We start from the raw sequence: 25,897 nt of genomic DNA on the forward strand, positions 1-25,897 counted from the left end.
GTCAATAATGAAACAAGGCGAGATAGGGCACGCGATACCGCCGCCTGATTATCAGGGCGGCCCGCAAAGAGATTTCCGGCGAATCCCCGTCCCGGTCAACCGATCGATCGGCGGCCATGTCGACAGCCGCTTCCGCTTTTTCTTCGGGCGTCGCCGCCTCACGGAGAATTTCGTCGGCGCGATCGTCCAGAGCTTCAAGGGCTTCCTCATCGACCTCGGTCCGGGACAGAATTTCCAACCCCTCCCGGTAGAGCGTCGCCAACCGCGAAAACCGGTTCGGAAGATCGGCAAGGAAGCGTTCCGCCTCATGAGCGGCCGGGCGTTTTTTGTCCGCCGTGGATGTGACCCGTCTTCGCCCGCCGACGGTTTTCTCTCTTTGAATGTCGAAGGCCCTCTCGACCTTGGGCGCGCAGAAAGCCAGCGACAGAATCTTTCCCGTGTCCGGCCTTCCGGGCTTCGTTCTCTCGAACGCGCGTTCGATTCCTTCCAGAACGACGGAGAGAGGGATGCCCCGCCGTTCCCAACCGGATATGATTTCGGCGTCGCGCGGACTCAGGAAAAAGGGTGCGCCGCGCCGCTTCAGAAATTCCCGGGCGATCGTCCGGAAATACCGGTTCCTGTCCTCCTCAGCCGCTCGGATCGTCATTGCCGTTCCCCGGCCCCGCTGTTCGGTTTCTTTCATAGACGATACGAAGACCTTCGAGCACCAGATGGGGATCGTGAGCATCGATATCCCGGATTTCGCCCACGATTTCGCCGCCGAATCCGCCGGTGCAGACGACCTTGGCCTCCGATCCCAGCTCTTTCCGGATCTCGGCAATCGTGTGCGTCACAAGCCCGACATAGCCGTGGTAAAGACCCGATTGCATGCTGGCCACCGTCGTCCGCCCGATCGCCCGGCGGGGTTTCCGGATCTCGATCCGGGGAAGCCGGGCCGTTTTCAGATACAGGGCTTCGGCGGCGATTCGAATTCCGGGAGCGATGGCCCCGCCGAGATATTCGCCCCGGCCCGAGACCACATCAAATGTCGTGGCCGTGCCGAAATCGAGAATGATGCACGGTCCTCCGTACTTCTCATAGGCCGCGATGGACGCCGTGATCCGGTCGGCGCCGACCTCAAGGGGCGCTTCATAAAGAATCGGCATGCCGGTCTTCAATCCGGGGCCGACCACCAGAGCCCGGCAGCCGAAAACGTTCTTTCCGATCTCCTGGAAAACCGGCGTCAACGGCGGGACGACGCTGGAAATGATGACCCCGTTGATGTCCTTGGGATCCAGCCCCCCGAACCGAAACAACGTTTGCAGGACGGCTTCGTATTCGTCGCTGGTTTTCTCCTTATCGGAGGCGATTTTCCAGTCCTTGATCAAATCGCGGCCCCGGAAAAGGCCGACGGCCACAGTCGTGTTTCCTATATCGAAGGCTAAAAGCATCGCCTGTCTCCCCGAATTCATCCGTCAGCGGCCGAGATTTCAGCCGAATGGAAAACCCGGTCATCCCCCTTGACGGAAACAATCAAGCCGCCCCGGGCCGTCAGCCCCTGATAGGTGCCCGCCGTTTCGCCTTCGGGCACGGACAGACGAATCGGCGCGCCCGGTTGAAATGTCATTTCAGCCTGAAACGCCCGGACCAATTCCTCCCCCTCTCCGGCGGCCAACCGGGCGAAGACATCATCGAGAGCCCGGCACAGAGCAAAAAACACGGTTTCCCTGGGCGGCGCCGATTCCGTGATCATCCTCAACGACAGCGCCCGTCCGGCCAGTTCCGGCGGAAAATCCTCAGCCCGGTGGTCAATGTTGAGGCCGATCCCGAGGACGGCGTATTGGATATCGGAACCGGAAAATACGGCTTCGGCGAGAATGCCGCCGAGCTTCGCCCCCTTGTAGAGGATGTCGTTCGGCCATTTGAGGTTTGTCCGGATGCCCGACGATTCGAGAACCGCCTGCCTTGCGGCCAGGCCTCCGGCCAGAGGGATGAGAGGATGCAGGGACGCGTCGGGCCTGAGAATGAATGAAACATACAGTCCTTTGCCGGGGGGGGAATACCAGGTCCGTCCCCTGAGGCCGCGGCCGGAGGTCTGTTCGTCGGCAATAAAGGCCGCCCCCTCCGGAGCCCCCTGGGCTGCGGCTTCTCCGGCGACGGCGTTCGTCGAGGCGATGCGGTCATAGCGATAAACGAGGGATCCGAAGGTCATGCCCGACTCCTTCAATCTTTTTCTGCGGGATCAGCCGCGTCTCCGCCGTCGCGCGGGATCGTCCGGAATTATCCTGCGGGCGCTCAATCTTTTTTCAATTCTGTTTTCGAGGGCCGGGATTTCTTGCCGGATCAGAGCGAGGATGCGTTGTTCCAGATCCGCCGGGCCTTTTCCTTCGTCGAAATCCGGCTCCTCCGGCAGAGACGGCGGCGTCATGGCCCCGTCGATCATATCCCTGACGTCGACGGCCAGCTTCTCCGAATCGAACGGCTTGCCGACGACGGCCCGGCCGGCCGTTTCCTCATCATCGACATCGAAGGCTTCGAAGGCCCCTCTCAGGAAAATAATCGGAAGATTCTTGAATTCCTCCCGGCCCCGGATTTGCTGAGCCATGGACCGGCCGTCGCCCCCCGGAAGAAAGAGATTGACCAACAGCGCGTCGGGACGGGTCCGGACAACGGTTTCCATGAGGTCCGTTCCGTTGTCGCACGGCACAATTTCGAATAGGGGATATTGGAATGCCGCTTGAACGGCCTTCTGCGTCGACGGACTCGGATCGGCGACAATAACTTTATATGGCAACATGTCCTCGAAGTGTGATGGGTTCTCTGTTAATCTAATCATTTCCCCCAACACCTGTCAACCACAGCCGACTTATGGTTCGTAGTCGATGGCGGCCGAGTTCTCGCCCAGAATGGCCTCCACGTCCCGGATGAGATCGTCCGTGGGCGCGACCGACTGGACTTCGGCCGACTGGGTCAAAACCCGAAGGGCCTGGGATGTTTCGAGGTCGAAGAAAACCGGACACTTGCCGGGATGTTTTTCGAGGACGGTTTTCAGTTCCGATAAAACGGGCTTCTCCATGCCGGGAAGAAAGACCCGAATGACCACCCGCTTGGCCTGGCTGATGAAGGCCTCATCCAGAGACAGGATCCGGCTGGCGGCGATCCGCCGCCTTTCGCCTTCTCCGGAACATTTGCCCCGGACCCAGACCAGACGGCCTTCATGAAGACAGGCCCCGTAGCGGGCGAAGCATTCCGGAAAGGCCACGACGTCGGCCCGTGCGGTCATGTCCTCCAGAATGAAGGAGGCCATGCGTTCATCATTTTTCCGGGTTTTCAGAGGCTTGATCGAGGCGACGATTCCGGCCAGACGGACTTCGCCGTTGGCTCCGGCGTTTTCATCGAGATCCGCCAGGTTGTGGGACACCAGTGTCGACAAGCGGTCCCGGAACCGGGCCAGGGGATGGCGAGACAGATAGAAGCCCAGGGCCTCGTGTTCGTAAGACAGCAATGCCGGTTCGTCCCACTCGTCCATATTCCGGATTTCAGGAGGCATGTCCGGGGCCGCGGACATCGTCGTATCGAACAGCCGGGTCTGACACCGGTCATGGGCCTTCTGAATTTCGTGCGCGTAATCGATCAGGGTATCGAGCATGGCGAGGCCTTGCGCCCGCCGCCAACCCAGGGCATCGAACGCTCCCGCTTTGATCAGGCTTTCGAGCGCCTTGCGGTTGACGCTCCTGGTGCCGGCATCCTGGAAAAGGTCAAAGGGCGATTGAAAGGATCCGAGGGTCCGCCTGAGCGCAAGAATGTCCCGCACGGACGTTTCTCCCAGATTCTTGACGGCGGCCAGGCCGAAGCGGATGGCGTCGCCTTCCACGGTGAAAGGATAGTCGCTCCGATTGATGTCCGGGGGCAGGATGGCGATGCCCATCTCGTGGCATTCGGCGACATACTTGACCACCTGAGACGTCGCGCCCCGCTCCGCCTCGGATGTCAGCAGGGCGGCAAGAAAATGAAGCGGATAGTGGGCCTTGAGATAGGCCGTTTTATAGGCCAGGTAGGCATAGGCGGCGCTGTGCGATTTATTGAATCCGTATTCGGCGAAATTCCGGATCTGGTCGAAAATCCGGCCCGCCTTGACCTGGCTGATTCCTTTCTTTTTGGCGCCCTGGATGAACCTGGCTCGCTGCTCCCGCATGATCTTGTCGACTTTTTTCGAGATCGCCTTGCGGAGAAGATCGGCCTCGGCCAGCGAAAACCCGGCCAGATCCGAGGCAATCCGCAGGACTTGTTCCTGGTAAACCATGACGCCCCGGGTTTCCCGGAGGATGGGTTCGAGTTCGGGAATCTCGTAGACCGTTCGTTCCGGGTTGTTTTTGCGCCGGATGAACTCGTCGGTCAGCCCGCTTTTCAGCGGTCCGGGACGGTAGAGGGCGTTGAGGGCGATGAGATCGCGGAAATCCTCGGGCTTGAAGCTTCGGAGAAGATCCTTCATCCCGGGGCTTTCGAATTGGAAGACGCCGTCGGTGTTCCCCGACTGAAAGACCACGAAGGTCTTGGCGTCATCCAGGGGCACGGCGTCGATGTCGGGGCGGACGCCGGTGTCTCTCTCGACAAGGGCCAGGGTGTCGTCGATGACCGTGAGGTTGCGAAGGCCGAGGATGTCCATCTTCAGCAGGCCGATGGCTTCAACGTCCTGCATGGGGAATTGGGTGGTGATTTCCCCCTTGGCGGACTGATAGAGCGGAGCATAGTTGACGATCGGCGTCGGCGTGATGACGATACCCGCGGCATGGATGGAGGGATGGCGGACTTGACCTTCGAGTTTTCGCGCGTTCTCCAGCGTTTTGGAGACCAGAGGATTCTTTTCCCCCAGGTCCCGCAGTTCGGGGATGGCCCTGAGTGCGTCTTCGATGGTCGAATTCGGGCCGGCTGAAGGGATCATCTTGGCGATGCGGTCGACTTCGGGAAGGGGCAGCTCCAAAACCCGGCCGACGTCGCGGATCGCCTGGCGGGCGGCCATGGTTCCGAAGGTGATGATCTGGGACACGTTTTCCCGGCCGTATTTTTCGGTGATATCGTGGATGATCTCTTCGCGGCGCCGGGCACAGAAATCGATGTCGATATCGGGAAGGCTGATCCGTTCGGGATTGAGGAATCGTTCGAAAAGAAGATCGTATTCCAGGGGATCGATCTGGGTGATGTTCAGGCAATAGGCCAGAAGGCTGCCCGCCGCCGAACCACGACCCGGACCCACCGGGATCTTCTTGGCGCGGGCTGTGCGGATGAGATCCCAGACGATCAGGAAATACCCTTCGAAACCGAATTGCTTGATCAGCTTGATCTCTTTTTCGAATCGGTCGTAATAGGCCTCTTCAGCCCGACCGTTATTCCCCTCGGGGTTTTTCGCCGCCCGGGCCGCCAATCGGGCGGCCAGACCTTCCCGGGCCGTCGTTTCGAAATATTCGCCCAGGGCGCGGCCTTCCGGAGGCTGGAAATTCGGCAGGTAGTAGGATTTGGCGGGAAAATCGAAATCGCAGGTGGCGGCAATGCGGGCGGTATTGCGCAACGCCTCGGGGACGTCCGCAAAAAGCTCGGCCATCTCCTCGGCCGATCTGAAATAGAACGCATTGCCGGCAAAGCGCATTCGGTCCGGGTCGGTGAGCTTGCGGTTCGTCTGAATGCAGATCAGGATATCCTGAGTCGAGGCATCCTCCTTCTTCAAGAAGTGGATGTCGTTTGTCGCCACCAGGGGCAGGCCGAGATCCCGGGCCAGGGAGATGAGCCGCGGGTTGTTGGCCTTCTGTTCGGGGAGGCCGTGGTCCATCAGCTCGATATAGAAGTCGCCCGGAGAGAAAAAGGAGGCGTAGGCGCGGGCGGTTTCGGCCGCCGTGTCGTCCCGCCCCCGGGACAGCCAGACATTGATTTCGCCCTTCAGGCAGCTCGACAGCCCGATCAAACCTTCGGCATGCTCGGCAAGAAGCGCCTTGTCGATCCGGGGTTTGTAATAAAAGCCTTCGAGGTAGGCTGCCGTGAGCAGGCGGCAGAGATTCCGATAACCTTTGTCGTTCTTGACGAGGAGCACCAGGTGGAAGGAATGGCCGTTTTCGTCCGGCATGGGTTTTTTATCGAACCGGCTCTTGGGCGCGACATAGATTTCGCAGCCGAGGATGGGTTTGATGTCCCGGGCCTTGGCTTCCTTGAAGAACTGAAGCGCGCCGAAGACATTGCCGTGGTCGGTCAAAGCGACGGCCGGCATCTTCCGGACATAGGCCGCCTCAACCAGGTCCGCGACTTTCATGCAGCCGTCGAGAATGCTGTATTCGGAATGATTGTGCAGGTGAATGAAGGGGCTGTCCATCGCCATTGATTCTAGCAGAGCGGCCGTCCCGTGAGAAGGGTGAATCTTGTCTTCCGGAGCGGTCCGCTTTATAATGTTTTCATCATGGATTGGGAAACCCTGGCCGCCGAACTGTCGCAGACAACGGACACCCGGATCGTTCTTCTCGTCATGGACGGATTGGGCGGCCTGCCCGTCGACGGCGCAACCGAACTCGAGACCGCGCGGACGCCGAACCTGGATGCTCTGGCCCGCGATTCCGTCTGCGGCCTCACCGATCCCGTCCTCATGGGCGTCACCCCGGGCAGCGGCCCGGCCCATCTTTCGCTCTTCGGGTACGACCCCCTGCGCCGTCGGCTCGGCCGGGGCATTCTCGAAGCTCTCGGCTCGGGGGTCGAAGTCGGCCGGAACGATCTCGTGGCCCGGGGCAATTTCGCCACACTGCGGGACGGCCGGATCGTCGATCGCCGCGCCGGCCGCATCCCGACCGAGGAGAACGTCCGGATTTGCGCCTTCCTCAACGACAATCTTCCAAAGCGGGACGGGATCGCCGTCTCCGTGTTCCCAGGCCGCGAACACCGTTTCGTCGCCCGCTTCACGGCTCCGGACCTGTCCGACGCCTTGAGTGACGCCGATCCTCAGAAGGAGGACCGCCCCCCCCAGGCGGCCTCCGCTCTGGCCCCCGAAGCCCGTGATACGGCGGAGGTTGTCAACCGCTTTCTCGACGACGCCGCCCGGCTTCTGGAAAAAGAACCGAAGGCCAATGCCGCGCTTCTCCGGGGATTCTCCCGTTTCCCGTCCATCCCGTCCATGACCGATCTGTTCAAGCTGCGTCCGGCGGCGATCGCCGGTTACCCGATGTACAGGGGCCTGGCCAGGCTTCTGGGCATGACCGTCCTCGAAACCGGGGAAAAAACGACGGACCTCTTCGACACGCTCGAAGCCCGTTTCCAAGAGCACGACTTCTTCTACATCCACTACAAAAAGACCGACTCAGCGGGGGAAGACGGGAATTTCGCCGCCAAGACGGCGGCCATCGAGGAGATGGACGCCTTCATCCCGCGTCTTCGGGCGCTCAAGCCGGACGTTCTGGTTGTGACTTCGGACCACTCGACGCCGTCTCTTCTCAAAGGGCATTCCTGGCACCCCAATCCCTTCCTTCTCCATGCGGCGACGGCCGGAAAAGACGATGTCGAGATTTTCACGGAGAGAGCCTGCGCGGGCGGCATCCTCGGCCGCTTTCCCTCCATGCGGGCCATGCCCCTGATGCTGGCCCACGCCCTCAAGCTCACAAAATACGGCGCCTGATCCGATCCGGGGCGAACCCTGTCATGAAAGCCGCCGGGAACGGGCCAGGTTCCGCACCAGCAGAAAGCCGATGGCGAAACTGCCGACGTGGGCCGGCCGGGCGATCCCTCTTATAACGCAATGGACAAGCCGGGCGGCCTTCTGTAAAATAGAAAAAATGATGACGATGTCTGCGCGCAAATCCGGTGCGGCGGCCGTTCTGATTCTGATGGCGGCCTTGTCGACGGCCGGGTCCGTCCAGGACGACCAGCGGATCGAGATCGTCAACATCCGCTATCACACCCATCCGAACTTCACCCGGATCGTCCTCGATATCGGAGAACTCCGCGAATACTCGTCGGGCGATCTACGCGCGCCCGATCGCATTTATGTTGACGTCCTTCAGGCCCGGCTCAACCCTCTTCTTCACAATCAGGGCTATCCCGTCAAGACGGACTACCTGAGCCAGATCCGCATCGCCCAAAAATCCCCATCCACGGTCCGCATGACGGCCGACATCGATTTCTCCCGCGTCGATTCCTACCGGGTCTACCACATCTTCGATCCGTTCCGCCTCGTGATCGACATCACCCCCCGGAGAGGACAACCGTCCGCCGTCACGACCCCGCCCGATCCATTGGCCACGGGCTATTCCATGGCCCGCCAGCTCGGACTCGGGGTCCGGACCGTGATCATCGACCCGGGTCACGGCGGGCGCGATCCCGGCGCGATAGGGAAAAGCGGCCTTAAGGAAAAGGATGTCGCTCTGGAAATCGCCCAGGAGCTTAAAAATCTCCTGTCCCGCAACAAAGACCTCCAGGTGATCCTCACACGGGAAAGCGATGTCTATATCCGCGTGGAAGACAGGCCGGTCATCGCCAACCAGAAAGCCGGCGACATCTTCGTCTCGATTCATGTCAACGCCAGCCGGAACGAAAAGCGCGAAGGCATCGAGACGTTTTATCTCAACATCAGCCCCGACCCCGCCGTCAACGAACTCGCCGCCCGGGAAAACGCCACCTCCACAAAAAATATCGGCCAGATGCGGGGCATCATCCAGCAGATCGTTCAAAACAGCAAGATCTACGAGTCGCGGGGATTGGCCGAAAGAATTCAAAAACATCTGGTTCAGACCCTGGCCAAGTCGTACAATCCCGTGCGCGACCTCGGCACCAAGGGCGGGCCTTTCTGGGTTCTCATCGGCGGCGACATGCCGTCGGTCTTGGTCGAGGTTTCCCACCTCAGCAATCCCCGGGAGGAAGCGCGGCTGAAGACGCCGCAATACCGGCAAGCCATCGCCCGGGGCATTCACGCCGGAATCCTCGACTACATCCAGTCTTTGGGAAAGGATAAAACACTATGATGAAACGACGGACATTTATCAGAAACATCGCCTTGGGAGGACTGGCCGCAAGCACACCGCTGCGCCTGTATCCTCTCCAGGCCGGGTTGCCGGACATCGGATATGTCGAGGGCGAATCCCCGGCCGAATTGACGAAGAAGGCCGTCTCGCTCATCGGCGGCATGTCGCGCTTCGTCTCCCGGGGCGCCCGCGTCGTCGTCAAACCCAACATCGGCTGGGACCGGACGCCGGAAATGGCCGCCAACACGAATCCGGACGTCGTGGCCGCCGTCGTGGAAATGGCCCTGGAAGCCGGCGCGAAAGAGGCCGTAGTCATCGACAACACCACCAACCAAGCCAAGCGCTGCTATGTCCGTTCGGGAATCCAGGAAGCCGCCCGCCAGGCGGGCGCCCGGGTCATCTTCATGGACGAGCGGCGGGTCCGGAAGATGCCGATCGGCGGCGAATGGATCAAGGAATGGGATGTGCTTCTCGATGTCATCGAAACCGACGTCCTCATCAACGTTCCCATCGCCAAGCACCATAGCCTCTGCCGGCTGACCCTGGGGATGAAGAACTGGCTGGGCGGTATCGCCGGGGCCCGGAACCAACTCCATCAGGACATCGACAAGGCCGTGGTCGATCTGGCCGCCTTTTTCAAGCCCGCCCTGACCGTTCTCGACGGCTACCGCATTCTCATCCGCAACGGCCCGCAGGGAGGCCGCATTTCGGATACCGAACTCAAGAAAACCGTCGCCGCCGGCGTCGATCCCGTGGCGGTGGAAGCCGTGGGCGCGTCGCTGTTCGATATCGACCCCAAGGACCTGCCCTTTATCAAGATGGGACAGGATCGCGGTCTGGGGCAACTTGATTTGGGGAGCCTGCACATTGAAAAACGAACGATCTAAAAAACACCGGGTCTTTCAGCTTCTTCGCGTCGCGATCCAGGCCGCTTTCTTCTTCCTTTTCCTTTATCTCATGGCCGTCACCCATTATCCCGGGGACGATTATATCGGTCCGGTCGAGCGCTTCTTCCATTTCGATCCTCTGCTGGGACTGACGACGTTTATCGCGACCCGGGTCTTCTTCGCCTCTTTCCTGTTGGCGGGCATCACCCTGTTGGTCACCCTGATCCTGGGACGTGTCGCTTGCGGCTGGGCCTGCCCCCTGGGCACGCTTCATCAGTTCTTTTCCTGGGTTTTTAAAAAAGCCCGTTTTCTGAAGCCGAAAAACGACGGGAAGGCCGGGCTGGCCTGGAAGTATGTCGTGCTCGTCTTCGTCCTGGCCGGCTCGCTTTTCACCTTGAATCTCGTAGGATATCTCGATCCCCTATCTTTTCTCTATCGATCGTTTACTCTGGCCGTCTTTCCCTTCCTGGCTTTCGGCGCGGACGCGGTTCTCGACGTTCTCTATGGAACGGGAATGACCACGGCCGGCCGAAGTCTCGGCCAATTCGTCGAAAACATGATGTTCAACACGATTTTTCTGCAGGGTCTGTTCATCGGGCTTCTCTTGACGGGAGCCGTCATGCTGAACGCCTGGAAAGAGCGTTTCTGGTGCCGGTATCTCTGTCCGCTGGGCGCTCTTCTGGGGCTCTTTTCCCGATGGAACATCTTCAAACTCCGCATCGATGAAGACAAATGCATCAAATGCGGACTTTGCAATCTCCACTGCGAAACCCAGGCCACACCCTTCCCCAATGCCGAATGGAAAAGCTCGGAGTGCGTGTATTGCCAGACCTGCGCGGCGATCTGTCCGACGGCCGCCATCAGCTTTCCTCTGAAGCCGGCACCGGCGAAAATGACCGGGATCGACCTGTCCAGAAGAAAGCTTGTCCTGACCACATTTCTCGGCTTCGCGGCGGCCCCCCTGTTCCGGATCACGCCCGCCCGAAAACGGGCCTCCGAAAAGCTCATCCGGCCTCCCGGATCGCTGCCGGAAGAGGATTTCCTGCGAACCTGCGTCAAATGCGGCGCGTGCATGAAGGTCTGCCCGACCAACGGGCTGCAGCCGACACTGTCGGAAGCCGGACCGGAAGGGATCTGGACGCCCATGCTCGTTCCGAAGATCGGATACTGTGAGTACTACTGCTCGCTCTGCACCCAGGTCTGTCCCACGGGCGCCATCCGTGAATTGACCGTCGAGGAAAAAGTCGATGTCAAGATCGGTACATCATGGGTGGACAAGAGCCGTTGCATTCCCTACGTTTTCGGAAAACCCTGCATCGTCTGTGAGGAGCACTGCCCGACGTCACCCAAGGCCATCAAGCTCGTCGAGGTCGAAGCCAAGCTTCCGGACGGGAGCATCGTGACCCAGATGGGGCCGGTTATCGACCTCGATCTCTGCATCGGCTGCGGCGTCTGCGAAAACAAGTGCCCGGTCATGGACAAGCCGGCCATCTTCGTCACCAGCGTCGGAGAGGAGCGGTCGTCCAAGAACCAGCTCCTCCTCGAACTCTTTTAGCCTGGGAGTACAGCTTCACCCTCCGCGCCTTGCATCTGCAGCCGCCTCGACTCGTGAATAATCCAGGCTTGCCGAAGCCGTGCGGAAAAAGAGCCGGGTTTTTCCCCTCAGTTATATGCCGGCGCTTTTTCCCCTTCGGGCGAGCCGATCTCACCATTCCGGCTTCGTCGCAGCCCACTCGACGTAGCATCACTACGCTCTCGTGGACCGCTTTCCTTGCCGGAACGGCTCATGAAGGCTAAACCCTCCCATGGTCGCTTCAGGCATCCCCGGCCACCCCAATCATCCAGAGAGAGTCTCCTTGCGGGAGACGAGATCGCCGCGACGGCCATCCTGGACCGGCGTCTCTCCGAGATGAAGAACGTAATCTTGACATCAATCATTATCCCATGTAATTTGAAATCCCGCGGGAGGTGATTATGAAAAATATTATTTTTCCGGTATTGGGGTTGTTGGTGTTGTTTTGCTGCCGGGCGGATAAGCCTGTATCCGAGATCCAGGAAAAGAGCGAGAATACCATTTCTTCGCGACCCATAGAACAGGAATGGATTCTGGACGAGGATTTCGTCATACCCGGGAAGCGCGAAGGAGAATACACCCTTGGAGGATTAATCACGGATCTCAAGATCGACAGCAAAGGAAATATCCTTGTGCTGGACAAGCTGGAAGGATGTGTCCGGGTCTTCGATTATAGGGGACGATATCTCAGGTCGATAGGAAAACAAGGCCGCGGTTCCGGAGAATTGACCGAAGCCGTTGCCTTTGCTCTGGACCCTGATGGCAACTTCCATATTGTTCAAGTCATGAAACATGATAGAAGAAAAAGGCGAATGAATGTCTTCGCACATCAGAGCGATTTATTAAGGACCATGGTTTTGACGGAATATGTTGCACAGTTCTTCTTCACAGCCGGAGGCGGCATTTTGGCAAAGACGTTTGGACACAAAGGACAGGAAATAGCTATCTATGACAACAACATGAATAAGCAGAGGACTCTGGCCTTGTTGCCGCCGCCGAAACAGATCCCTTCCCAAACAACGAGAAGCGTTGCAGACTTCGCCAATCATCCGGATTTTCTTTTGGGCGCCCTCAACAACCGTGGTTTTATTTATTGTGAATCATCCGATAATAAGCTTTCCATTCTGGATCCCTATGGGGAGCCTCTTTTCGTTATCGAAAAGAGCCTGGAGGCAGCAGACACATCAACCCGCTTTATTCTCGTTGATGGGGATGCCGAGGGGAACATCTTTGCAGTCAGCTTGCCCTCCGGAGATTCTTTCTTCAAGACAAGAAAAATGTTCATCGAGGTATTCGACGATCACGGCCGCTTCATCCACAAAACCACCACAGATGCTTTCGGAATCCTCAAGATCACGGAAGACGCTGTCTTCGGGTTGAGGTTCCATGAAGCTTTTCCACCTGATATTGTCAAGTTCAGGCAGCGGATATCCTGACTTAAATCTTTCGCAATTCGGTTGACCGCCGAGTAAAAATGCTTATCCGCCGCACAGCTACAGATTCCGGCCCCGCCTGTTTTCCATGATCGCGACGACATGTCGATCGGCCAGCATGTATTTTGCTCATACTTTGAAATAGAGTAAATTTTTTTGAGAATGGGTTTTTCTACAGGAGAATCAGCAAAGACATCTTATGTGGTCAAATTGGGGTAGCTTGAATACTATTAAGCTCTCTCTAATCTTTCTTCTTGTGCTTCTGTATGCAGGAGGCATGTTTCTGTATTTATCAAAAGATAACCCCAAGAAGGGTCATGCAATTGGAACTTCTTTTCAATTCGAACCTATTCATTTTGAAGAGGTTTCTTATCCTGTCAAAGATTGTCCTGATATTCCAATCCCTCTTTCAGCGGCAGAGACTCTCAATCTCAGGGATTTTCTTGGGAATGTGATTGTGCTCCGTTTTTCCAGGTTTAATAAGCATGATTTGGAAGGTTTGCATTTTCTTGACTCATTATTCACAAGGCTTCAAAAATATAATTTCCGTCTGGTCTTTATCAATACATTGGGAAAAGACAACTCAATCCGACAAGAACATTTTTCTGCACCGGTAGTAGATGACGACGGGTATATTGCCTCCATTTTTCACGCAAACCTCAATGACCTAATCCTCATCGATAAATCATTCAAAATAAGAATCAAGCATAATAACCTAAACAATCCGACAATATACTCGCTCATTACAACGCATCTGTTCGATGAAGGGCAGAAAATGCCGGCTTTTTCTGATTCATCGCTTGAAATCATCTTAAAACAATCATTCTATATGAATGTCAGGACACAACACATTGAATGCATAAGACAAACAATTCGTGAGAGACCGTCAATTATTCATTTGTTTCTATCCGTATGCTTGTCCTGCCTCCCGCAAATACGGGTCTCCTTAATGAATGGATATGGCTTCCCAGAAACATCTCAGGAAACCCCTTTGATCATGATCCTTTTCAGCAGCAGAAACGAGATTAGCGAGGTCAACAATTTTATTGAGAGGTACGATATCCCTCAAAAAGTAACCGTAGGGATTTTCTCAGATACAGATAAAGATTCAATGTTTGAAGAATCTTTGCTTTATAAATACTATATTGATCCCTACTTCATCATTTTAAATAGCAGGGGCCGTATAACATTTTCTGAAGAGCCCGGTGATATCGTTAGGCTTGATGCTTCAACAATGGCTCGGTATTTTAAATGAATGGCGAAAGTCAAAGATATGGTCAAACATTCATGCTGTCAGCACAAACAGACTTACCGAACCTGAATCGAGGTCATTAAAAATTACGTAAGGATTGTTTGGAGATTGAGTTTACCAGGGAAGATCCCGGAAGAGGCGAAGATGACCATTCGAAGGAAATTCAGGTTAACCAACAAGCAGATTGCCGTGCTTTCCACCGTGTTGTTCTCGTACTTTGTTTGTCTATCCTGTGATAAAGACAATAGACATGAACAAGTACCCGTGAAGAAACTCGAAAAGATTTTTGAAATTGAGGGCTTCGAATCAACTAGCGGGCCACAGCTTTTCTGGAATATTTCATCAATATGTTGCGATCGGACCGACAACCTTATCGTTGCTGATTCGGGGTGGAATAAAATATTCAAGTTCAATCCTTACGGCGAACATATCGATACGGTCGGGCGGCCGGGACAGGGCCCGGCGAATTCACGGCTAGCCCGCTCTCAGCCCCCCTCAAGATCAGTTATGGGAATAATGAAAAGCTCTATGTCTATGATCAAGGCAATGAACGATTTTCCGTATTTTCAAAATCATTCTTATTTGAAAAGAGCTTCAATGCGCCCAGGAGTCGAAAGATAAGAATCCTGGACACTCCCCTTGTGAATTCCGATGGGAACATCTATTTGGTCACCTACGAGGGAGGAAATTTAATTCAGTGTTTCGATGAGAGTTTCGCTCACAAAGATGGCTTTTTTGTATCGAACCGGCATTTCCATTCAGAATTTTATAATGTTCGGCCCGCGGCGGAAAAGAGATTAGTTAGTGAATTTGATTTGAAAAAAGCAATATCTCAAGACGATCACTTGGTTATTATTTCCAATTATACTCTATCCGTATCTATCTATGATCGGGAACACTCATTGATCAGAGAATTTTCACTAAAACAAAACAGGGATTTCTTTCAGGATTTTAAAAAAAGAGCCTCCCTACTTAAAAGAAAAAGTGCGACGGCGACAATCCTTCCTTTTTCACTTTATCTCGACAACCTAGGGAATATTTGCCTGGGTTATTTCAAGGGCGCAAATAACTATGTGATATACCGTTATCTTCAATCAGGCCAGCACATGGATACGCTTGTTGCAAGCGATGATCTTTTTCCGCCTTTTGTTTCCGATGGAAAGGGTTTTTTATATGCATTGAAGAAGGACAGAAGCACTTTAATAAAATACCGAATAGGAGGTAACTTTGAGTAAAAGAGTTTGTAGGTTCTTTATACCGGTCCTGATATTATTCCTATGTGTGCTTCAATCTGATGTGCTAATTGGATGGTGGGGGCGTCCTTGCACTTTAGATTGGGCTGATAACACTGCATCTCAGGATTGTGAATTCCTTTGTCAGGACTTAGGTGGTTGTGGAGGCTATGCAAAGTGGTTTTGTGAGTGTTTAATCCCCGGGTTTTCCTGGCTCTGTCAATGTGAATATGTGCTTGCTTGTTGGGATACTTATGATTTCCATACACACTATTTAGGTGAGCATACGTATTGCGGTCTGCCATTGATGCAATAAAGAAAAACCCGGCTCTTTTAACGCACTGCCCTGGGAAGAGGAGAGGCTGTGCGCGAGTCGAGATTGCCGCAGCGATGAGTCTCGGACTGCGCAGGCGTAGTTGAGCTACGTCGAGCAGGCCGGGACGAAATCGGTGTGGTGAGATCGGCTCGCCCGAAGGGTCATAACGCCGGATAGGGAAAAGAAACAAAAACGGCGTTATGACGCACAGCTTCTCCTAAGAGTCGGAGAAGAGTTTGATGAGGGCTGCCTTGAGTGCGGGAATGACTTCGAAGAGGTCGCCGACGATGCCGTAATCGGCGACTCTGAAGATCGGCGCTTCGGGATCCTTGTTCACCGCGACGATATACTTTGAGGATGACATCCCGGCCAGATGCTGGATCGCGCCGGAGACACCGAAGGCCATATAGAGATTGGGCGAAACGGTTTTTCCGGTCTGCCCGACCTGATGCTGGTGCCCGATCCAACCGGAGTCCACGGCCGACCGCGATGCGCCGACGGCCGCCTTCGGGAGAAGAGCGGCCAGCTCCTTCAACAGGGTGAAGTTTTCGGGTCCTTTCAAACCCCGGCCGCCGGCAACGATGATGTCGGCCTCGCTGACGTCGATTTCGGCGCCGTCCTCACTCACTTTTTCGATGACCCGGGCCTTGACGGACGCCGGGTCGATTTGAACGGGAACCGACGCGATTTCGCCCTGAGCGGCCGCCGGCTCGGAGAGAAGTGGGAAGACATTCGGCCGCAGGGTGGCCATCGCAGGAGAGCCGTTCGCTTCCAGGGTCAGCAGGGCTTTCCCGGCATAGACGGGACGAGTATAAAGGAGCTTCCCATCCCGGACGGAGAGGCCGGTGCAGTCCGATGCCAGCCCAACGCCCAGACGAGCCGCAAGACGGGGCGCCAGATCGCGACCCAGGGCCGAGGCGGCGAAAAATATCGCCTTCGGTGAAGCCATGGCGGTCATCTCGGCGAGAGCGGCCGCGCAAGCTTGGGGAGCATAGTGTTCGAGAGAGGGGTCGTCGATCACGTAGACTTTCGACGCACCGTGGGGGAAAAGCTCCGGAGCGAACTTTTCCACCCCCGATCCCGCCAGCACCGCGGCGGCCGGCCAGCCTAGCTCATCCGCCCTGCGCCGGGCCTCGGCCAGGGTTTCGAGCGAACTTTTCTTGATTTTTCCGTCTCTGATTTCGATGAATACACAGATCATCTTCGTTTCCTCAAAAAACCTTGGCTTCGCCGTGGAGAATTTCGACCAGACGACGGGCGGCCTCGACGGGATCCCCCTCGAGGATCGTCCCCGCCTTCCTTACGGAGGGCGCCGATAGTTCGACCGCCGTGATGGAAGGCGCCAGATCCTCGGCCGTCAATTCGAGTTCTTCGAGCGTGATCACGGGGATGGGTTTTTTCTTCGCGGCCATGATACCCTTGAGGGTTTCGTAGCGGGGTTCGTTCAGTCCTTTCTGGGCGCTGAGGACGGCTGGCAGCGAGAACCGGACTTTTTCCAAAGCGCCCTCGATTTCGCGAAAGGCGGTCGCCTCGCCGTCGCCCCATTCGATCTTCGTGACGACACCGACATGGGGCCATCCCAGAAGTTCGGCCGTCATGCCCGGAACCTGAGCATTATCGGCGCCGACCGACTGGCGGCCGAAAAGAAGAAGGTCGGCATCCGGGAATTTTTTCTCCACCGCGCGGGCGACGATCCGGGCCGTCCGCAGGCCGTCGTAAGTCTCCGGAAGATCGTCCCGGACAAGGACGGCTTCATCGGCTCCCATGGCCAGGCATTTCTTGAGCACGGTTGAGGCGTCCTCCCGTCCGATCGAGACGGCGCGCACCAGCCCGCCCCGGGCTTCCCGGATGCGCAGGGCTTCCTCCATGGCATATTCGTCGTAAGGGCTGATCACGAAGTTCAAGCCGTCCTCGATAATCCCCGGCGCATCCTGACGGATGCGGATCCGGGATTCCGTATCGGGAACGCGTTTGACCAAGACGGAAATGTTCATCGTTGTCCCTCCTTATGTCTAGACGCCGGCCCGGTCTATTGTTCGAACCGCTTCAGGCAGAGCGAGCCGTTGGTTCCCCCGAAGCCGAAAGAGTTGCTCAGGGCATAAATGATTTCGGCCGGCCGCGCCGCGTTCGGAACATAGTCCAAGTCGCAGTCGGGATCGGGCGTTTGCTGATTGATGGTCGGCGTCATGACCTGGTGTTGAATGCAGAGCGCCGTGATACCGGCCTCGATCCCGCCGGCCGCTCCCAGAAGGTGGCCGGTCATCGATTTCGAAGAGCTGACGCCGATGCGCGCCGCATGGTCCCCGAAGGCACGCTTGATGGCCAGCGTTTCGGTCTTGTCGTTATAGGGCGTGGACGTGCCGTGAGCGTTGATGTAAGTCACGGACTCGGGGGAAATGCCGGCGTCCTCGACAGCCCGAATCATGACCCGGACCGCGCCGTCGCCGTCGGCCGCAGGCGCCGCCACGTGATAGGCGTCTCCGGTCATGCCGTAGCCGACGATTTCGGCGTAGATGCGGGCGTTTCTTTTCAGGGCCCGTTCCAGTTCTTCGAGGATCAGGATGCCCGCGCCCTCACTCATGACGAACCCGTCGCGTTCGGCATCGAACGGGCGGGAGGCCGCGGCCGGATCGTCGTTTCTCACGGACAGCGCCTTCATGGCCGTGAAACCCGCCACGCTTATCGGCGTGATGGGCGCCTCGGCCCCCCCGGCGATCATGATGTCGGCGTCGCCGCGGGCGATGATGCGGAAGGAATCGCCGATCGCATGCGTGCCCGAGCTGCAGGCCGTGACCGAGGCACAGTTGGGCCCCTTGGCCTGGAAGCGGATGGCGATCTGTCCCGAGGCCTCGTTGATGATGGTTTGAATCAGGAAAAAGGGTGAAACCCGCTCCGGCCCTTTTTCCAGGAGTGTTTTGTGGGTCTCTTCGATCGACCCGATGCCGCCGATTCCCGATCCGACGTAAACGCCGTTCCGCTCGCCTTCGATGTTCCCGGAAGAAAGACCGGAGTCGTCGACGGCCAATTGGGCCGCGGCGAGGGCATATTGAATGAACCGGTCCATCTTCCGGATTTCTTTCCGGTCGATGAAGTCCAGGGGGTCGAAGCCCTGAACTTCCCCCGCGATACGGCTGTCGTATCTCGCGGCATCGAACCGCGTAATCGGCCGGATGCCGCTTTCCCCCCGAAGGAGGGCTTCCCAATTTTTCTGCGTACCCACCCCCAGGGGCGTCACCAGGCCGATCCCGGTGACGACGACCCGCTTTTCGGAAATGGGCCGCGGTTTCGTTCCGCTGCCGGACATGCGAAAAGAACGGTCCCGGTTACTTGGCGTTGGCGAGAATGTAGTCGAGCGCCTTGCCGACCGTTGTCAGTTTTTCGGCGTCCTCGTCGGGGATATCGAGTCCGAATTCATCTTCGAGAGCCATGACGAGTTCCACCGTATCCAGGGAATCCGCTCCGAGATCGTCGATGAAGGAGGCTTCTTCCGTCACCTGGTCTTCGCCGATGCTCAGCTTGTCGGAGACGATGGCCTTGACTTTCTTGATGAGTTGATCTCTTTCCATGGTTTCCTCCTTTAAAGTTGCACGGCCATGTCACATGTACATGCCGCCGTTGATATGAATCACTTGACCGGTGATGTAGGATGCATCTTCAGACAGCAGATAGGAGACGGCCGCGGCGACTTCCCGGGGCAGCCCGAATCTCTTGGCGGGGATGATGTCCAGAAACGCTTTCTTGACATCTTCCGGCAGGCGGTCGGTCATGGCCGTCTGGATATATCCCGGGGCGATGCAGTTGACCGTGATGCCCCGCGCGGCGACTTCCCGGGCCAGGGATTTGGAAAGCGCGATGACGCCCGCCTTGGAGGCGGCGTAGTTGGCCTGCCCGGCGTTGCCCATGACGCCGACGACGGACGCGATGTTGACGATGCGCCCGGACCGGTTGGCCAGCAGGGTCCGGATGACGGCGCGGGAGAACAGAAACACGCCCTTGAGGTTGACGTTCATCACGGCGTCCCAATCCTCGTCCTTCATCCGCATGAGCAGGGTATCGCGGGTGATCCCCGCATTGTTGACGAGAAAATCGATGCGGCCGTGGGCGTCCAGAACTTCCTGGATCACCCGGCCGGCGCTTTCGGGATGAGCCACGTCGGCTTCGTGGACGGACACCGGACGCCCCAGCTCCCGGACGGCTTGGGCGACGGTTTCCATGCCGTCCCTGCGGATATCCACCAGGGCGACCGAAGCGCCTTTCCCGGCCAGTTCAAGGGCCACGGCTTCGCCGATTCCCTGAGAAGCGCCCGTGACGATGGCGATTTTTCCTTGGAACGGCATCTTACCCTCCTGCCCCTTTCCAGGCCTTTTCGAAACGGGGCAATTCGTTCTGGATGCGTTCATGGATCTTTTCCATGACAAACCGCCCGCTGTTGCGGACGGCATTCCGAACCGCCGTCGCATTGGACCGCCCGTGGCCGATGATGCAGACGCCGTTGAGTCCCAGGAGATGAGCGCCTCCGTATTCGGAATAATCCAGCTTCTTGTAAACCTTCTTGAGGTTTCTTTTCATCAGCAGGAACCCGATCTTGGCGAAAAAATTCTTCATGATTTCCGTTCGGGCCATGGACACCAGGGTGTCGACAACCCCCTCGGAAACCTTCAGGGCCACGTTCCCCGTAAATCCGTCGCTGACGACGACATCGGCCTTGCCGGAATAAAGATCCTTGCCTTCGATGTTTCCGACGAATCGGAGGGGGGAGTCCTGCAGCATTTCGTACGTGTCCCGGGTGAGATCGTTTCCCTTGTTGTCTTCCTCGCCGATGCTCATCAGGCCGACACGGGGATCTTTCAATCCCATGGCCGTCTCCATGAACGTCTTGCCCATGACCGCAAATTGGACGAGGTGGTGGGGCAGACAATTGGCATTGGCCCCGACATCGATCAGCAGGGTCAGTCCCGCGGCCCCGGGAGCCAGCAGCGCCAGGGCGGGTTTATCCACGCCCCGAAGAGCGCCGATCACCTTTCGGGAAATAGAGACGACGGCGGCGGTGTTGCCCATGGAAACAAAGGCGCCGGCCTGGCCGCTGCGGACGAGCTCGGCGCCGACGCGGATGGAGGATTTCTTCTTGCGGCGGAAGGCCAGAAGACCCTCGCCCATGCCGATGGCATCCGGAGCATCGACAATGGTCACAAGGGTCCGGCGTCCGCCGAGTTTGTCGAATTCCTTGCAAATGGCCTTTTCATCGCCGACAAGAAGGACTTCGATGTTGAAATCCTGGGACGCGCGAACGGCGCCCTCAACGGCCACCCGCGGGCCGAAATCCCCCCCCATGGCATCCACGGCGATTTTCATGGCGCCGCTCCCGGTCAGTCTTCGGACCCCTCGATAACCTGCCGCCCCTTGTAGAACCCGCATTCCGGACAGGCGCGGTGGGGCAGCTTGGGATTACCGCAGTTGGAGCAAACCGAGAATGAAGGAAGAGACAGCGCGTCGTGTGTGCGGCGCTTGCCTTTCCGCTGCGGAGAATGGCGTCGTTTTGGATTTGGCATCAGCTTTTATCTCTTTGAAAACGCTTGAGATTCAGGAGTCTCGGATCGGACTCCTCAACGGAACAGTTGCAACCCCCACCCCCGATCAGTTCCCCGCAGACGGCGCAGAGGCCCTGGCAGGCCTCGTCGCAGAGGGGCTTTCCGGGAAAGGACAGATTGAGCTGTTCAAGGACGAGGGCGCGGAGATCCAGCCGCCGCTCGCAGAGAAACAGTCTGTTCATGTCGACATCGGACAATTCATCCTGCAGGACGTCCAGCTCGTCGGTCAGAAAAACGAGGTCGAACCGGGAGTCGATGGGATACTCGAAAGGCGCCAGACACCGGCTGCATACAAAGCTCAGGCGGGCCGTGATGCGTCCCTTGACGCTGATCCCGTCGCCGGCGGGGCGGATTTCGACCTCGGCCCGGGCCGGGTCGAGAAACACGGCGTTTTCCTCCACGAGGTCCGCGCTCATGAAATCGAAGTCCCGCTCCAGGCGCAGTCCATCAACGGGCAAATTGTCGATGTCGATCAGCATAGTCTTGTCCATAAAATGCAGTTTATTATACCAACTTGGCCCCCCTTGTCAACCGTGCCGGGGTTTGCTATTCTTCCCGCATGCACGGATATCATACCCGCCTGGAGCACGGCCGGACGCTTTTTCTCGTCCAAACCCAGGACAAGGGGGCCGGCGCCCAGTATGTCGAGACGCTGGTCTACAGCGCCGGGCGTCTGCTGACTTCGCGGAAATCGTATTATACGCCTTATCTCAACAGCCTGAATCTCTCCCGCAGAATCGAAAAACTCATGGATGACCAGCACCAGGCGGTCTTGAAGGACATCGCCGACGGAAAACTCGACGGGATTTTGAACGGGGAGAGCTGACGCGATTTTGCCGAAATCGAAAATCGTCCTCATCGACGGCAACTCGCTTTTCTACCGGTCCTATTACGCCATCCGGGGGCTTTCGACATCCCAGGGTTTTCCGACCAACGCCGTCTACGGGTTCATCACGACTCTCCGGAAAATATCGGCTGCGGAAAATCCCGACCACATCGGTGTCGTCTTCGACGTCAAGGGACCGACGGCCCGCCATGAGATCTTCCGGGACTACAAGGCCAACCGCAAGCCCATGCCCGACGATCTGGCCGTCCAGCTTCCCGTTCTGAAGGATGTTCTCAAGGCCCTTCGCATCCCTCTTTTTGAACAGGAGCGGCACGAAGCCGACGACGTTCTGGCGACCCTGGCCGCCAAATCCGCCTCTCTCGGTTTCCGGACCCTCATCGTGACCACGGACAAGGATCTTCTTCAGGCGGTCGACGACACGACATCCGTTTACAATCCGGCCAAAGACATCGAAATCGGCCGGGACAACGTCCGGGACTATTTCGGGGCCGAAGCCGGGCAGGTGGCCGACGTTCTCGCCCTTTGGGGCGACACGACGGACAATATCCCCGGCGTTCCCGGCATCGGGGAAAAAACGGCCAAATCCCTGATCGCGGAGTTCGGATCTCTGGATGCCCTCCTCGAAAACCTGCCCCGGGTGAAAAACCGCCGGATTCGGGAGGCCATCGAAAACAATCGCGAATCTCTCGAACTCAGCCGGAAACTGACGGCTCTCGAAAGAAACCTGAACATCGATTTCGATCCCGACCGGTTCAAATCCGAACCGCCCGACCGCGCCGAGGCCCTCCGTCTTTTCCGCGAATTGGAGTTTTCCGCCCTGGCCCGCGAATACGCCGATGCGGCCGAATCCGGACCCGTCCGATATCAGGCCGTCTTGGAAGAAAAGGATCTCGAGGCGCTGGCCGAACGTCTGCTTTCGGCCGGAGCGTTCGCTTTGGATACGGAGACCGACAGCCCGTCGCCCGTCAGAGCGCGCCTGGTCGGGATGTCTTTCGCCGTCGAGGAAAGAGAAGCTTTTTACATTCCTCTGCGCCATGACGGTTTGGGCGCCCCGCGGCAGATTCCCGTCGAGCGGGCCCTGGCCGTCCTGCGCAACATTCTGGAGAATCCGGACATCCCCAAGACCGGGCAGAACATCAAGTACGACGCCATCGTCCTCGAAAGGGAAGGCGTTCGGCTTCAGGGGATCGAAAACGACACCATGATCCTCTCCTACCTCCTCGAACCCAACTGGGGGAAACACAATCTGGAGCGCCTGTCGCAGGCCTATCTTCAGGAAGAAAAAATCTCCTACGACGATATCGCCGGGAAAGGCCGGAACCGCGTCACCCTGAATCAGGCGGCCATCGAGACCGTGACCCCCTATGCCTGTCAGGATGCCGATTTCGCTCTGCGTCTCGGCCGGCGGCTGAGGGACAAGGTTCGGGCCGGAGAACTGGAAAACCTGTACACGGAAATCGAACGCCCCCTGATTCCTCTGCTGGCCCGCATGGAAATGTGGGGCGTCCGGGTCGATCTCGAGGAACTCAAAAAAATATCCGAAGAGCTCGATGCCGAAATCCGCCGCCTCGAACGCCGGGTCTTCGATGCGGCCGGCTGCGAATTCAACATCCAGTCGCCGCGCCAGTTGGCCGACATCCTCTTCAATAAGCTGAATCTGCCCACAACCCGGAAGACCAAGGTGACACGCAGCCTCTCGACTTCGATGGACGTCCTTGAGGAGCTGGCGCCCCTCCATCCCCTGGCCGGTCTTGTCCTGGACTACCGCCGGATTACGAAGCTCAAATCCACGTATGCCGACGCCCTGCCGATTCTCGTCAATCCCGAAACCGGGCGGATCCATACATCCTACAACCAGACCGTAGCCGCGACGGGCCGGTTGTCCTCGAGCGATCCCAATCTCCAGAATATCCCGGCCCGCGGCGAATGGGGGCCCCGATTCCGAAAAGCGTTTATCCCCGACGACGCCTGCCTTCTCCTGGCCGCCGATTACTCCCAGATCGAACTCCGGGTTCTGGCCCACCTTTCGGGCGATCCCGTCCTGACCGGGATTTTCTCCGGAGACCGGGACATTCACGAAGAAACGGCCCGCCGGGTCTTCGGCGACGATTCGCCGCTCAGCCGGGAGGAACAGCGCCGCCGTGCGAAAATCATCAATTTCAGCATGATCTACGGCTCCTCGGCCTTTTCCATGGCCGGCGAGCTCGGAACGTCGAACGCGGAAGCCCAGGCCTTCATCGATCGATACTTCGAAACCCACCCCAAGGTCCGCGAATTCCTGGACCGGACGGTCGAGGAAACCCGTGACCGCGGCTATGCCCTGACCATTCTGGGCCGCAAGAGGCCCGTTCCGGAACTCGCCCAGGACAATCGGATCGCCCGCGACGCCGGACGCCGGATGGCCCTCAACACGCCCATTCAGGGATCGGCGGCCGACCTCATCAAGCTGGCCATGCTTCGCGTCCAGGAAGAGCTCGACCGGCGCGGCCTCGGCGTCCGCATGATCCTTCAGGTTCATGACGAGCTTGTTTTTGAAGTGCCCACGGAGGTCCGCGACGAAGCCGAGACCGTCATCCGCGAAGGCATGGAGAACGTCTGCCCGCTCAACGTGCCGCTCAAGGTGCACATTGGTCTCGGCATCTCCTGGGCAGGCACAAAATGACTAAAGGTTTTTGGAGAAGACTCGGAATCGCTTGTAGATCGTGCCGCCCATGCGCTCCATCTCGCCCCGGACCTTGACGTTCGTCTCCATTTCGTGATGGGTGTCGATGATCTCCAGGCCGGCCGCCTGAGCCGATTTCAGCATCCGGACGCCCATCATGACATCAAGCCCCTGGCCCCGGTATTTCTCCTTGATGGCTCCAAGCAGAAGGTCGAGCTGTTTGGTCTTTTTGGCCGACCGGAGGATGTGAATGAAGCCGAAGGGGAAGAGCCGGCCGCGGGCCTTCCGGATCCCTTCCGACATATCGGGAATTCCGATGATGAAGGCCGCGACCTCATCTCCCTTTTTGACCACCTTGATGAACCGCGGATCGAGAATGGGCATATAGCGCCCGGCCAAGTCATCCATCTCCTTTTCGTCGAGCGGGGCGAATCCGTAGATGTTGCCTTCGAGGTAGCATTCGTTCATCAGGGCGAGGATGGGCCGGACCCAGGGTTTCAATTCCTTTTTGTTCCTGAAATCCAGAACCTCGAAAACTCCCTTGCGCATGGCGCGTTCGTAGATCCTGTTGTAAAACTCGGGCATGACCTTGGGGACGTCGATCTTGTAGACGACGTAATCCATGTCCTTGACATAGCCTTCCGCCTCCACAAACCCGGGCATCCAGGGAAAGTTCGCATATGTAGCGATGGTGCCCCGTTGTTCGAATCCCTCGATCATGAAGCCCTCCGGATCCTGATCCGAAAATCCGTAAGGCCCGACAATCCGGGTCATGCCCATCCCGCGGCCCCAATCCTCGACCGCCGCGAGCAGGGCACGGACGACCTCTCGATCCTCCGCGGCTTCGAGAAAGCCGAACCGCGCCAGTGCTTCGCCCTTATGCTCATTGAACCGGCGGTTGATGATGCCCATAATCCGTCCGACGCACCGGCCGTCACGGAAGGCCAAATATAATATTGTGTCACAGTAGGAAAAGGCTTTGTTCCGATTCCTGTCGAAATACTCCCATTCGTCCCGGTAGATGGGGTGGGTCCATTCCTCGTGCCCGGCGTGCAATTTTTCCGGAAGATAGATGAAGGTTTTTAAATCCGGCTTGGTTTTAGCTTCCTTGATATATATGTTCATCCGGATTTCCCTCTCT

The 25,897-nt window shown here is 57.6% G+C and carries 24 protein-coding genes; 10 read left to right on the top strand and 14 right to left on the bottom strand.

What is annotated here, in order from left to right; all coding sequences use genetic code 11:
- Window position 1: 1 nt before the first annotated feature.
- The 5 genes from SCM96_09195 to SCM96_09215 form a co-directional block, all read right to left on the bottom strand.
- Entirely contained in the window at window positions 2-646 is a 645-nt protein-coding gene (locus SCM96_09195) for a hypothetical protein (GenBank protein ID MDW7760799.1), read from the bottom strand.
- The gene (locus tag SCM96_09200) at window positions 627-1,430 is read right to left on the bottom strand and encodes a type III pantothenate kinase (GenBank protein MDW7760800.1); all 804 of its coding nucleotides are present in this window, start codon (window positions 1,428-1,430) and stop codon (window positions 627-629) included. Before SCM96_09200 ends, SCM96_09195 begins: the two co-directional genes overlap by 20 nt.
- Window positions 1,431-1,447: 17 nt before the next feature.
- On the bottom strand, window positions 1,448-2,191 hold the full coding sequence (locus tag SCM96_09205; GenBank protein MDW7760801.1) for a biotin--[acetyl-CoA-carboxylase] ligase: 744 nt from the start codon (window positions 2,189-2,191) through the stop codon (window positions 1,448-1,450).
- Window positions 2,192-2,221: 30 nt separating this feature from the next.
- Window positions 2,222-2,776: a response regulator gene (locus tag SCM96_09210; protein ID MDW7760802.1), complete on the bottom strand. Its 555-nt coding sequence runs from the start codon at window positions 2,774-2,776 to the stop codon at window positions 2,222-2,224.
- A 69-nt stretch (window positions 2,777-2,845) separates the two neighbouring features.
- Window positions 2,846-6,337: a DNA polymerase III subunit alpha gene (locus SCM96_09215; GenBank protein ID MDW7760803.1), complete on the bottom strand. Its 3,492-nt coding sequence runs from the start codon at window positions 6,335-6,337 to the stop codon at window positions 2,846-2,848.
- Between the two features lie 84 nt (window positions 6,338-6,421).
- On the opposite strand from SCM96_09215, the gene SCM96_09220 reads away from it, so the two are divergent.
- The 8 genes from SCM96_09220 (at window position 6,422) to SCM96_09255 (ending at window position 15,346) form a co-directional block, all read left to right on the top strand.
- Window positions 6,422-7,624 carry a 2,3-bisphosphoglycerate-independent phosphoglycerate mutase gene (locus SCM96_09220; GenBank protein MDW7760804.1) on the top strand — a complete coding sequence of 401 codons (1,203 nt, stop codon included), beginning with the start codon at window positions 6,422-6,424 and terminating at the stop codon, window positions 7,622-7,624.
- A 166-nt stretch (window positions 7,625-7,790) separates the two neighbouring features.
- Window positions 7,791-8,966 (top strand): N-acetylmuramoyl-L-alanine amidase, encoded by a 1,176-nt coding sequence (locus SCM96_09225; GenBank protein MDW7760805.1) that lies wholly within the window; start codon window positions 7,791-7,793, stop codon window positions 8,964-8,966.
- The gene (locus SCM96_09230; protein MDW7760806.1) at window positions 8,963-9,853 is read left to right on the top strand and encodes a DUF362 domain-containing protein; all 891 of its coding nucleotides are present in this window, start codon (window positions 8,963-8,965) and stop codon (window positions 9,851-9,853) included. Before SCM96_09225 ends, SCM96_09230 begins: the two co-directional genes overlap by 4 nt.
- Window positions 9,834-11,408, top strand: coding sequence for a 4Fe-4S binding protein (locus SCM96_09235; protein ID MDW7760807.1), 1,575 nt, complete (start codon window positions 9,834-9,836; stop codon window positions 11,406-11,408). Before SCM96_09230 ends, SCM96_09235 begins: the two co-directional genes overlap by 20 nt.
- A 419-nt stretch (window positions 11,409-11,827) precedes the next feature.
- Complete coding sequence (locus SCM96_09240; GenBank protein ID MDW7760808.1) at window positions 11,828-12,862, top strand: 6-bladed beta-propeller; 1,035 nt, start codon at window positions 11,828-11,830, stop codon at window positions 12,860-12,862.
- 274 nt (window positions 12,863-13,136) lie between these two features.
- Window positions 13,137-14,114, top strand: coding sequence for a hypothetical protein (locus tag SCM96_09245; GenBank protein MDW7760809.1), 978 nt, complete (start codon window positions 13,137-13,139; stop codon window positions 14,112-14,114).
- A gap of 141 nt (window positions 14,115-14,255) precedes the next feature.
- Entirely contained in the window at window positions 14,256-14,732 is a 477-nt protein-coding gene (locus tag SCM96_09250; GenBank protein MDW7760810.1) for a hypothetical protein, read from the top strand.
- 44 nt (window positions 14,733-14,776) lie between these two features.
- Window positions 14,777-15,346 carry a hypothetical protein gene (locus SCM96_09255; protein ID MDW7760811.1) on the top strand — a complete coding sequence of 190 codons (570 nt, stop codon included), beginning with the start codon at window positions 14,777-14,779 and terminating at the stop codon, window positions 15,344-15,346.
- Between the two features lie 530 nt (window positions 15,347-15,876).
- Here SCM96_09255 and SCM96_09260 read toward each other — a convergent pair.
- From SCM96_09260 to SCM96_09295, 8 genes are read right to left on the bottom strand one after another with little or no spacing between them, the layout of a single operon-like run.
- Window positions 15,877-16,860, bottom strand: coding sequence for an electron transfer flavoprotein subunit alpha/FixB family protein (locus SCM96_09260; GenBank protein MDW7760812.1), 984 nt, complete (start codon window positions 16,858-16,860; stop codon window positions 15,877-15,879).
- 10 nt (window positions 16,861-16,870) lie between these two features.
- Window positions 16,871-17,653 carry an electron transfer flavoprotein subunit beta/FixA family protein gene (locus SCM96_09265; protein ID MDW7760813.1) on the bottom strand — a complete coding sequence of 261 codons (783 nt, stop codon included), beginning with the start codon at window positions 17,651-17,653 and terminating at the stop codon, window positions 16,871-16,873.
- A gap of 35 nt (window positions 17,654-17,688) precedes the next feature.
- The gene (gene fabF / locus SCM96_09270; GenBank protein MDW7760814.1) at window positions 17,689-18,963 is read right to left on the bottom strand and encodes a beta-ketoacyl-ACP synthase II; all 1,275 of its coding nucleotides are present in this window, start codon (window positions 18,961-18,963) and stop codon (window positions 17,689-17,691) included.
- Between the two features lie 19 nt (window positions 18,964-18,982).
- Window positions 18,983-19,225: an acyl carrier protein gene (gene acpP, locus SCM96_09275; protein ID MDW7760815.1), complete on the bottom strand. Its 243-nt coding sequence runs from the start codon at window positions 19,223-19,225 to the stop codon at window positions 18,983-18,985.
- A gap of 30 nt (window positions 19,226-19,255) precedes the next feature.
- The gene (gene fabG / locus SCM96_09280) at window positions 19,256-19,996 is read right to left on the bottom strand and encodes a 3-oxoacyl-[acyl-carrier-protein] reductase (protein ID MDW7760816.1); all 741 of its coding nucleotides are present in this window, start codon (window positions 19,994-19,996) and stop codon (window positions 19,256-19,258) included.
- Window position 19,997: 1 nt separating this feature from the next.
- Window positions 19,998-21,011, bottom strand: a complete 1,014-nt coding sequence (plsX, locus tag SCM96_09285) for a phosphate acyltransferase PlsX (protein MDW7760817.1) — start codon at window positions 21,009-21,011, stop codon at window positions 19,998-20,000.
- A gap of 14 nt (window positions 21,012-21,025) precedes the next feature.
- Complete coding sequence (gene rpmF / locus SCM96_09290) at window positions 21,026-21,208, bottom strand: 50S ribosomal protein L32 (protein MDW7760818.1); 183 nt, start codon at window positions 21,206-21,208, stop codon at window positions 21,026-21,028.
- A complete protein-coding gene (locus SCM96_09295) occupies window positions 21,208-21,738 on the bottom strand; it encodes a DUF177 domain-containing protein (protein ID MDW7760819.1) in 531 nt (176 codons plus the stop codon). Before SCM96_09295 ends, rpmF begins: the two co-directional genes overlap by 1 nt.
- Window positions 21,739-21,806: 68 nt before the next feature.
- Between SCM96_09295 and SCM96_09300 the strand changes: the two genes are divergently transcribed.
- Together SCM96_09300 and polA are read left to right on the top strand one after the other, a co-directional pair.
- The gene (locus SCM96_09300) at window positions 21,807-22,073 is read left to right on the top strand and encodes a hypothetical protein (GenBank protein ID MDW7760820.1); all 267 of its coding nucleotides are present in this window, start codon (window positions 21,807-21,809) and stop codon (window positions 22,071-22,073) included.
- A gap of 7 nt (window positions 22,074-22,080) precedes the next feature.
- On the top strand, window positions 22,081-24,756 hold the full coding sequence (gene polA / locus SCM96_09305; GenBank protein MDW7760821.1) for a DNA polymerase I: 2,676 nt from the start codon (window positions 22,081-22,083) through the stop codon (window positions 24,754-24,756).
- Here the strand turns inward: polA and SCM96_09310 are convergent, their stop codons facing one another.
- On the bottom strand, window positions 24,757-25,881 hold the full coding sequence (locus tag SCM96_09310) for a hypothetical protein (GenBank protein MDW7760822.1): 1,125 nt from the start codon (window positions 25,879-25,881) through the stop codon (window positions 24,757-24,759).
- Window positions 25,882-25,897 lie beyond the last annotated feature (16 nt).

It is taken from the genome of Acidobacteriota bacterium (assembly GCA_033549365.1).
GTDB lineage: Bacteria > Acidobacteriota > Aminicenantia > Aminicenantales > Saccharicenantaceae > JAWSUF01.

What these genes read in the sequence shown, in the direction of transcription:
- SCM96_09195 (MDW7760799.1), bottom strand. Translation starts at nt 646, where the DNA reads ATGACGATCCGAGCGGCTGAGGAGGACAGGAACCGGTATTTCCGGACG.
- SCM96_09200 (MDW7760800.1), bottom strand. Translation starts at nt 1,430, where the DNA reads ATGCTTTTAGCCTTCGATATAGGAAACACGACTGTGGCCGTCGGCCTT.
- SCM96_09205 (MDW7760801.1), bottom strand. Translation starts at nt 2,191, where the DNA reads ATGACCTTCGGATCCCTCGTTTATCGCTATGACCGCATCGCCTCGACG.
- SCM96_09210 (MDW7760802.1), bottom strand. Translation starts at nt 2,776, where the DNA reads ATGTTGCCATATAAAGTTATTGTCGCCGATCCGAGTCCGTCGACGCAG.
- SCM96_09215 (MDW7760803.1), bottom strand. Translation starts at nt 6,337, where the DNA reads ATGGACAGCCCCTTCATTCACCTGCACAATCATTCCGAATACAGCATT.
- SCM96_09220 (MDW7760804.1), top strand. Translation starts at nt 6,422, where the DNA reads ATGGATTGGGAAACCCTGGCCGCCGAACTGTCGCAGACAACGGACACC.
- SCM96_09225 (MDW7760805.1), top strand. Translation starts at nt 7,791, where the DNA reads ATGTCTGCGCGCAAATCCGGTGCGGCGGCCGTTCTGATTCTGATGGCG.
- SCM96_09230 (MDW7760806.1), top strand. Translation starts at nt 8,963, where the DNA reads ATGATGAAACGACGGACATTTATCAGAAACATCGCCTTGGGAGGACTG.
- SCM96_09240 (MDW7760808.1), top strand. Translation starts at nt 11,828, where the DNA reads ATGAAAAATATTATTTTTCCGGTATTGGGGTTGTTGGTGTTGTTTTGC.
- SCM96_09245 (MDW7760809.1), top strand. Translation starts at nt 13,137, where the DNA reads ATGTTTCTGTATTTATCAAAAGATAACCCCAAGAAGGGTCATGCAATT.
- SCM96_09250 (MDW7760810.1), top strand. Translation starts at nt 14,256, where the DNA reads ATGACCATTCGAAGGAAATTCAGGTTAACCAACAAGCAGATTGCCGTG.
- SCM96_09260 (MDW7760812.1), bottom strand. Translation starts at nt 16,860, where the DNA reads ATGATCTGTGTATTCATCGAAATCAGAGACGGAAAAATCAAGAAAAGT.
- SCM96_09265 (MDW7760813.1), bottom strand. Translation starts at nt 17,653, where the DNA reads ATGAACATTTCCGTCTTGGTCAAACGCGTTCCCGATACGGAATCCCGG.
- fabF (MDW7760814.1), bottom strand. Translation starts at nt 18,963, where the DNA reads ATGTCCGGCAGCGGAACGAAACCGCGGCCCATTTCCGAAAAGCGGGTC.
- acpP (MDW7760815.1), bottom strand. Translation starts at nt 19,225, where the DNA reads ATGGAAAGAGATCAACTCATCAAGAAAGTCAAGGCCATCGTCTCCGAC.
- fabG (MDW7760816.1), bottom strand. Translation starts at nt 19,996, where the DNA reads ATGCCGTTCCAAGGAAAAATCGCCATCGTCACGGGCGCTTCTCAGGGA.
- plsX (MDW7760817.1), bottom strand. Translation starts at nt 21,011, where the DNA reads ATGAAAATCGCCGTGGATGCCATGGGGGGGGATTTCGGCCCGCGGGTG.
- rpmF (MDW7760818.1), bottom strand. Translation starts at nt 21,208, where the DNA reads ATGCCAAATCCAAAACGACGCCATTCTCCGCAGCGGAAAGGCAAGCGC.
- SCM96_09295 (MDW7760819.1), bottom strand. Translation starts at nt 21,738, where the DNA reads ATGGACAAGACTATGCTGATCGACATCGACAATTTGCCCGTTGATGGA.
- SCM96_09300 (MDW7760820.1), top strand. Translation starts at nt 21,807, where the DNA reads ATGCACGGATATCATACCCGCCTGGAGCACGGCCGGACGCTTTTTCTC.
- SCM96_09310 (MDW7760822.1), bottom strand. Translation starts at nt 25,881, where the DNA reads ATGAACATATATATCAAGGAAGCTAAAACCAAGCCGGATTTAAAAACC.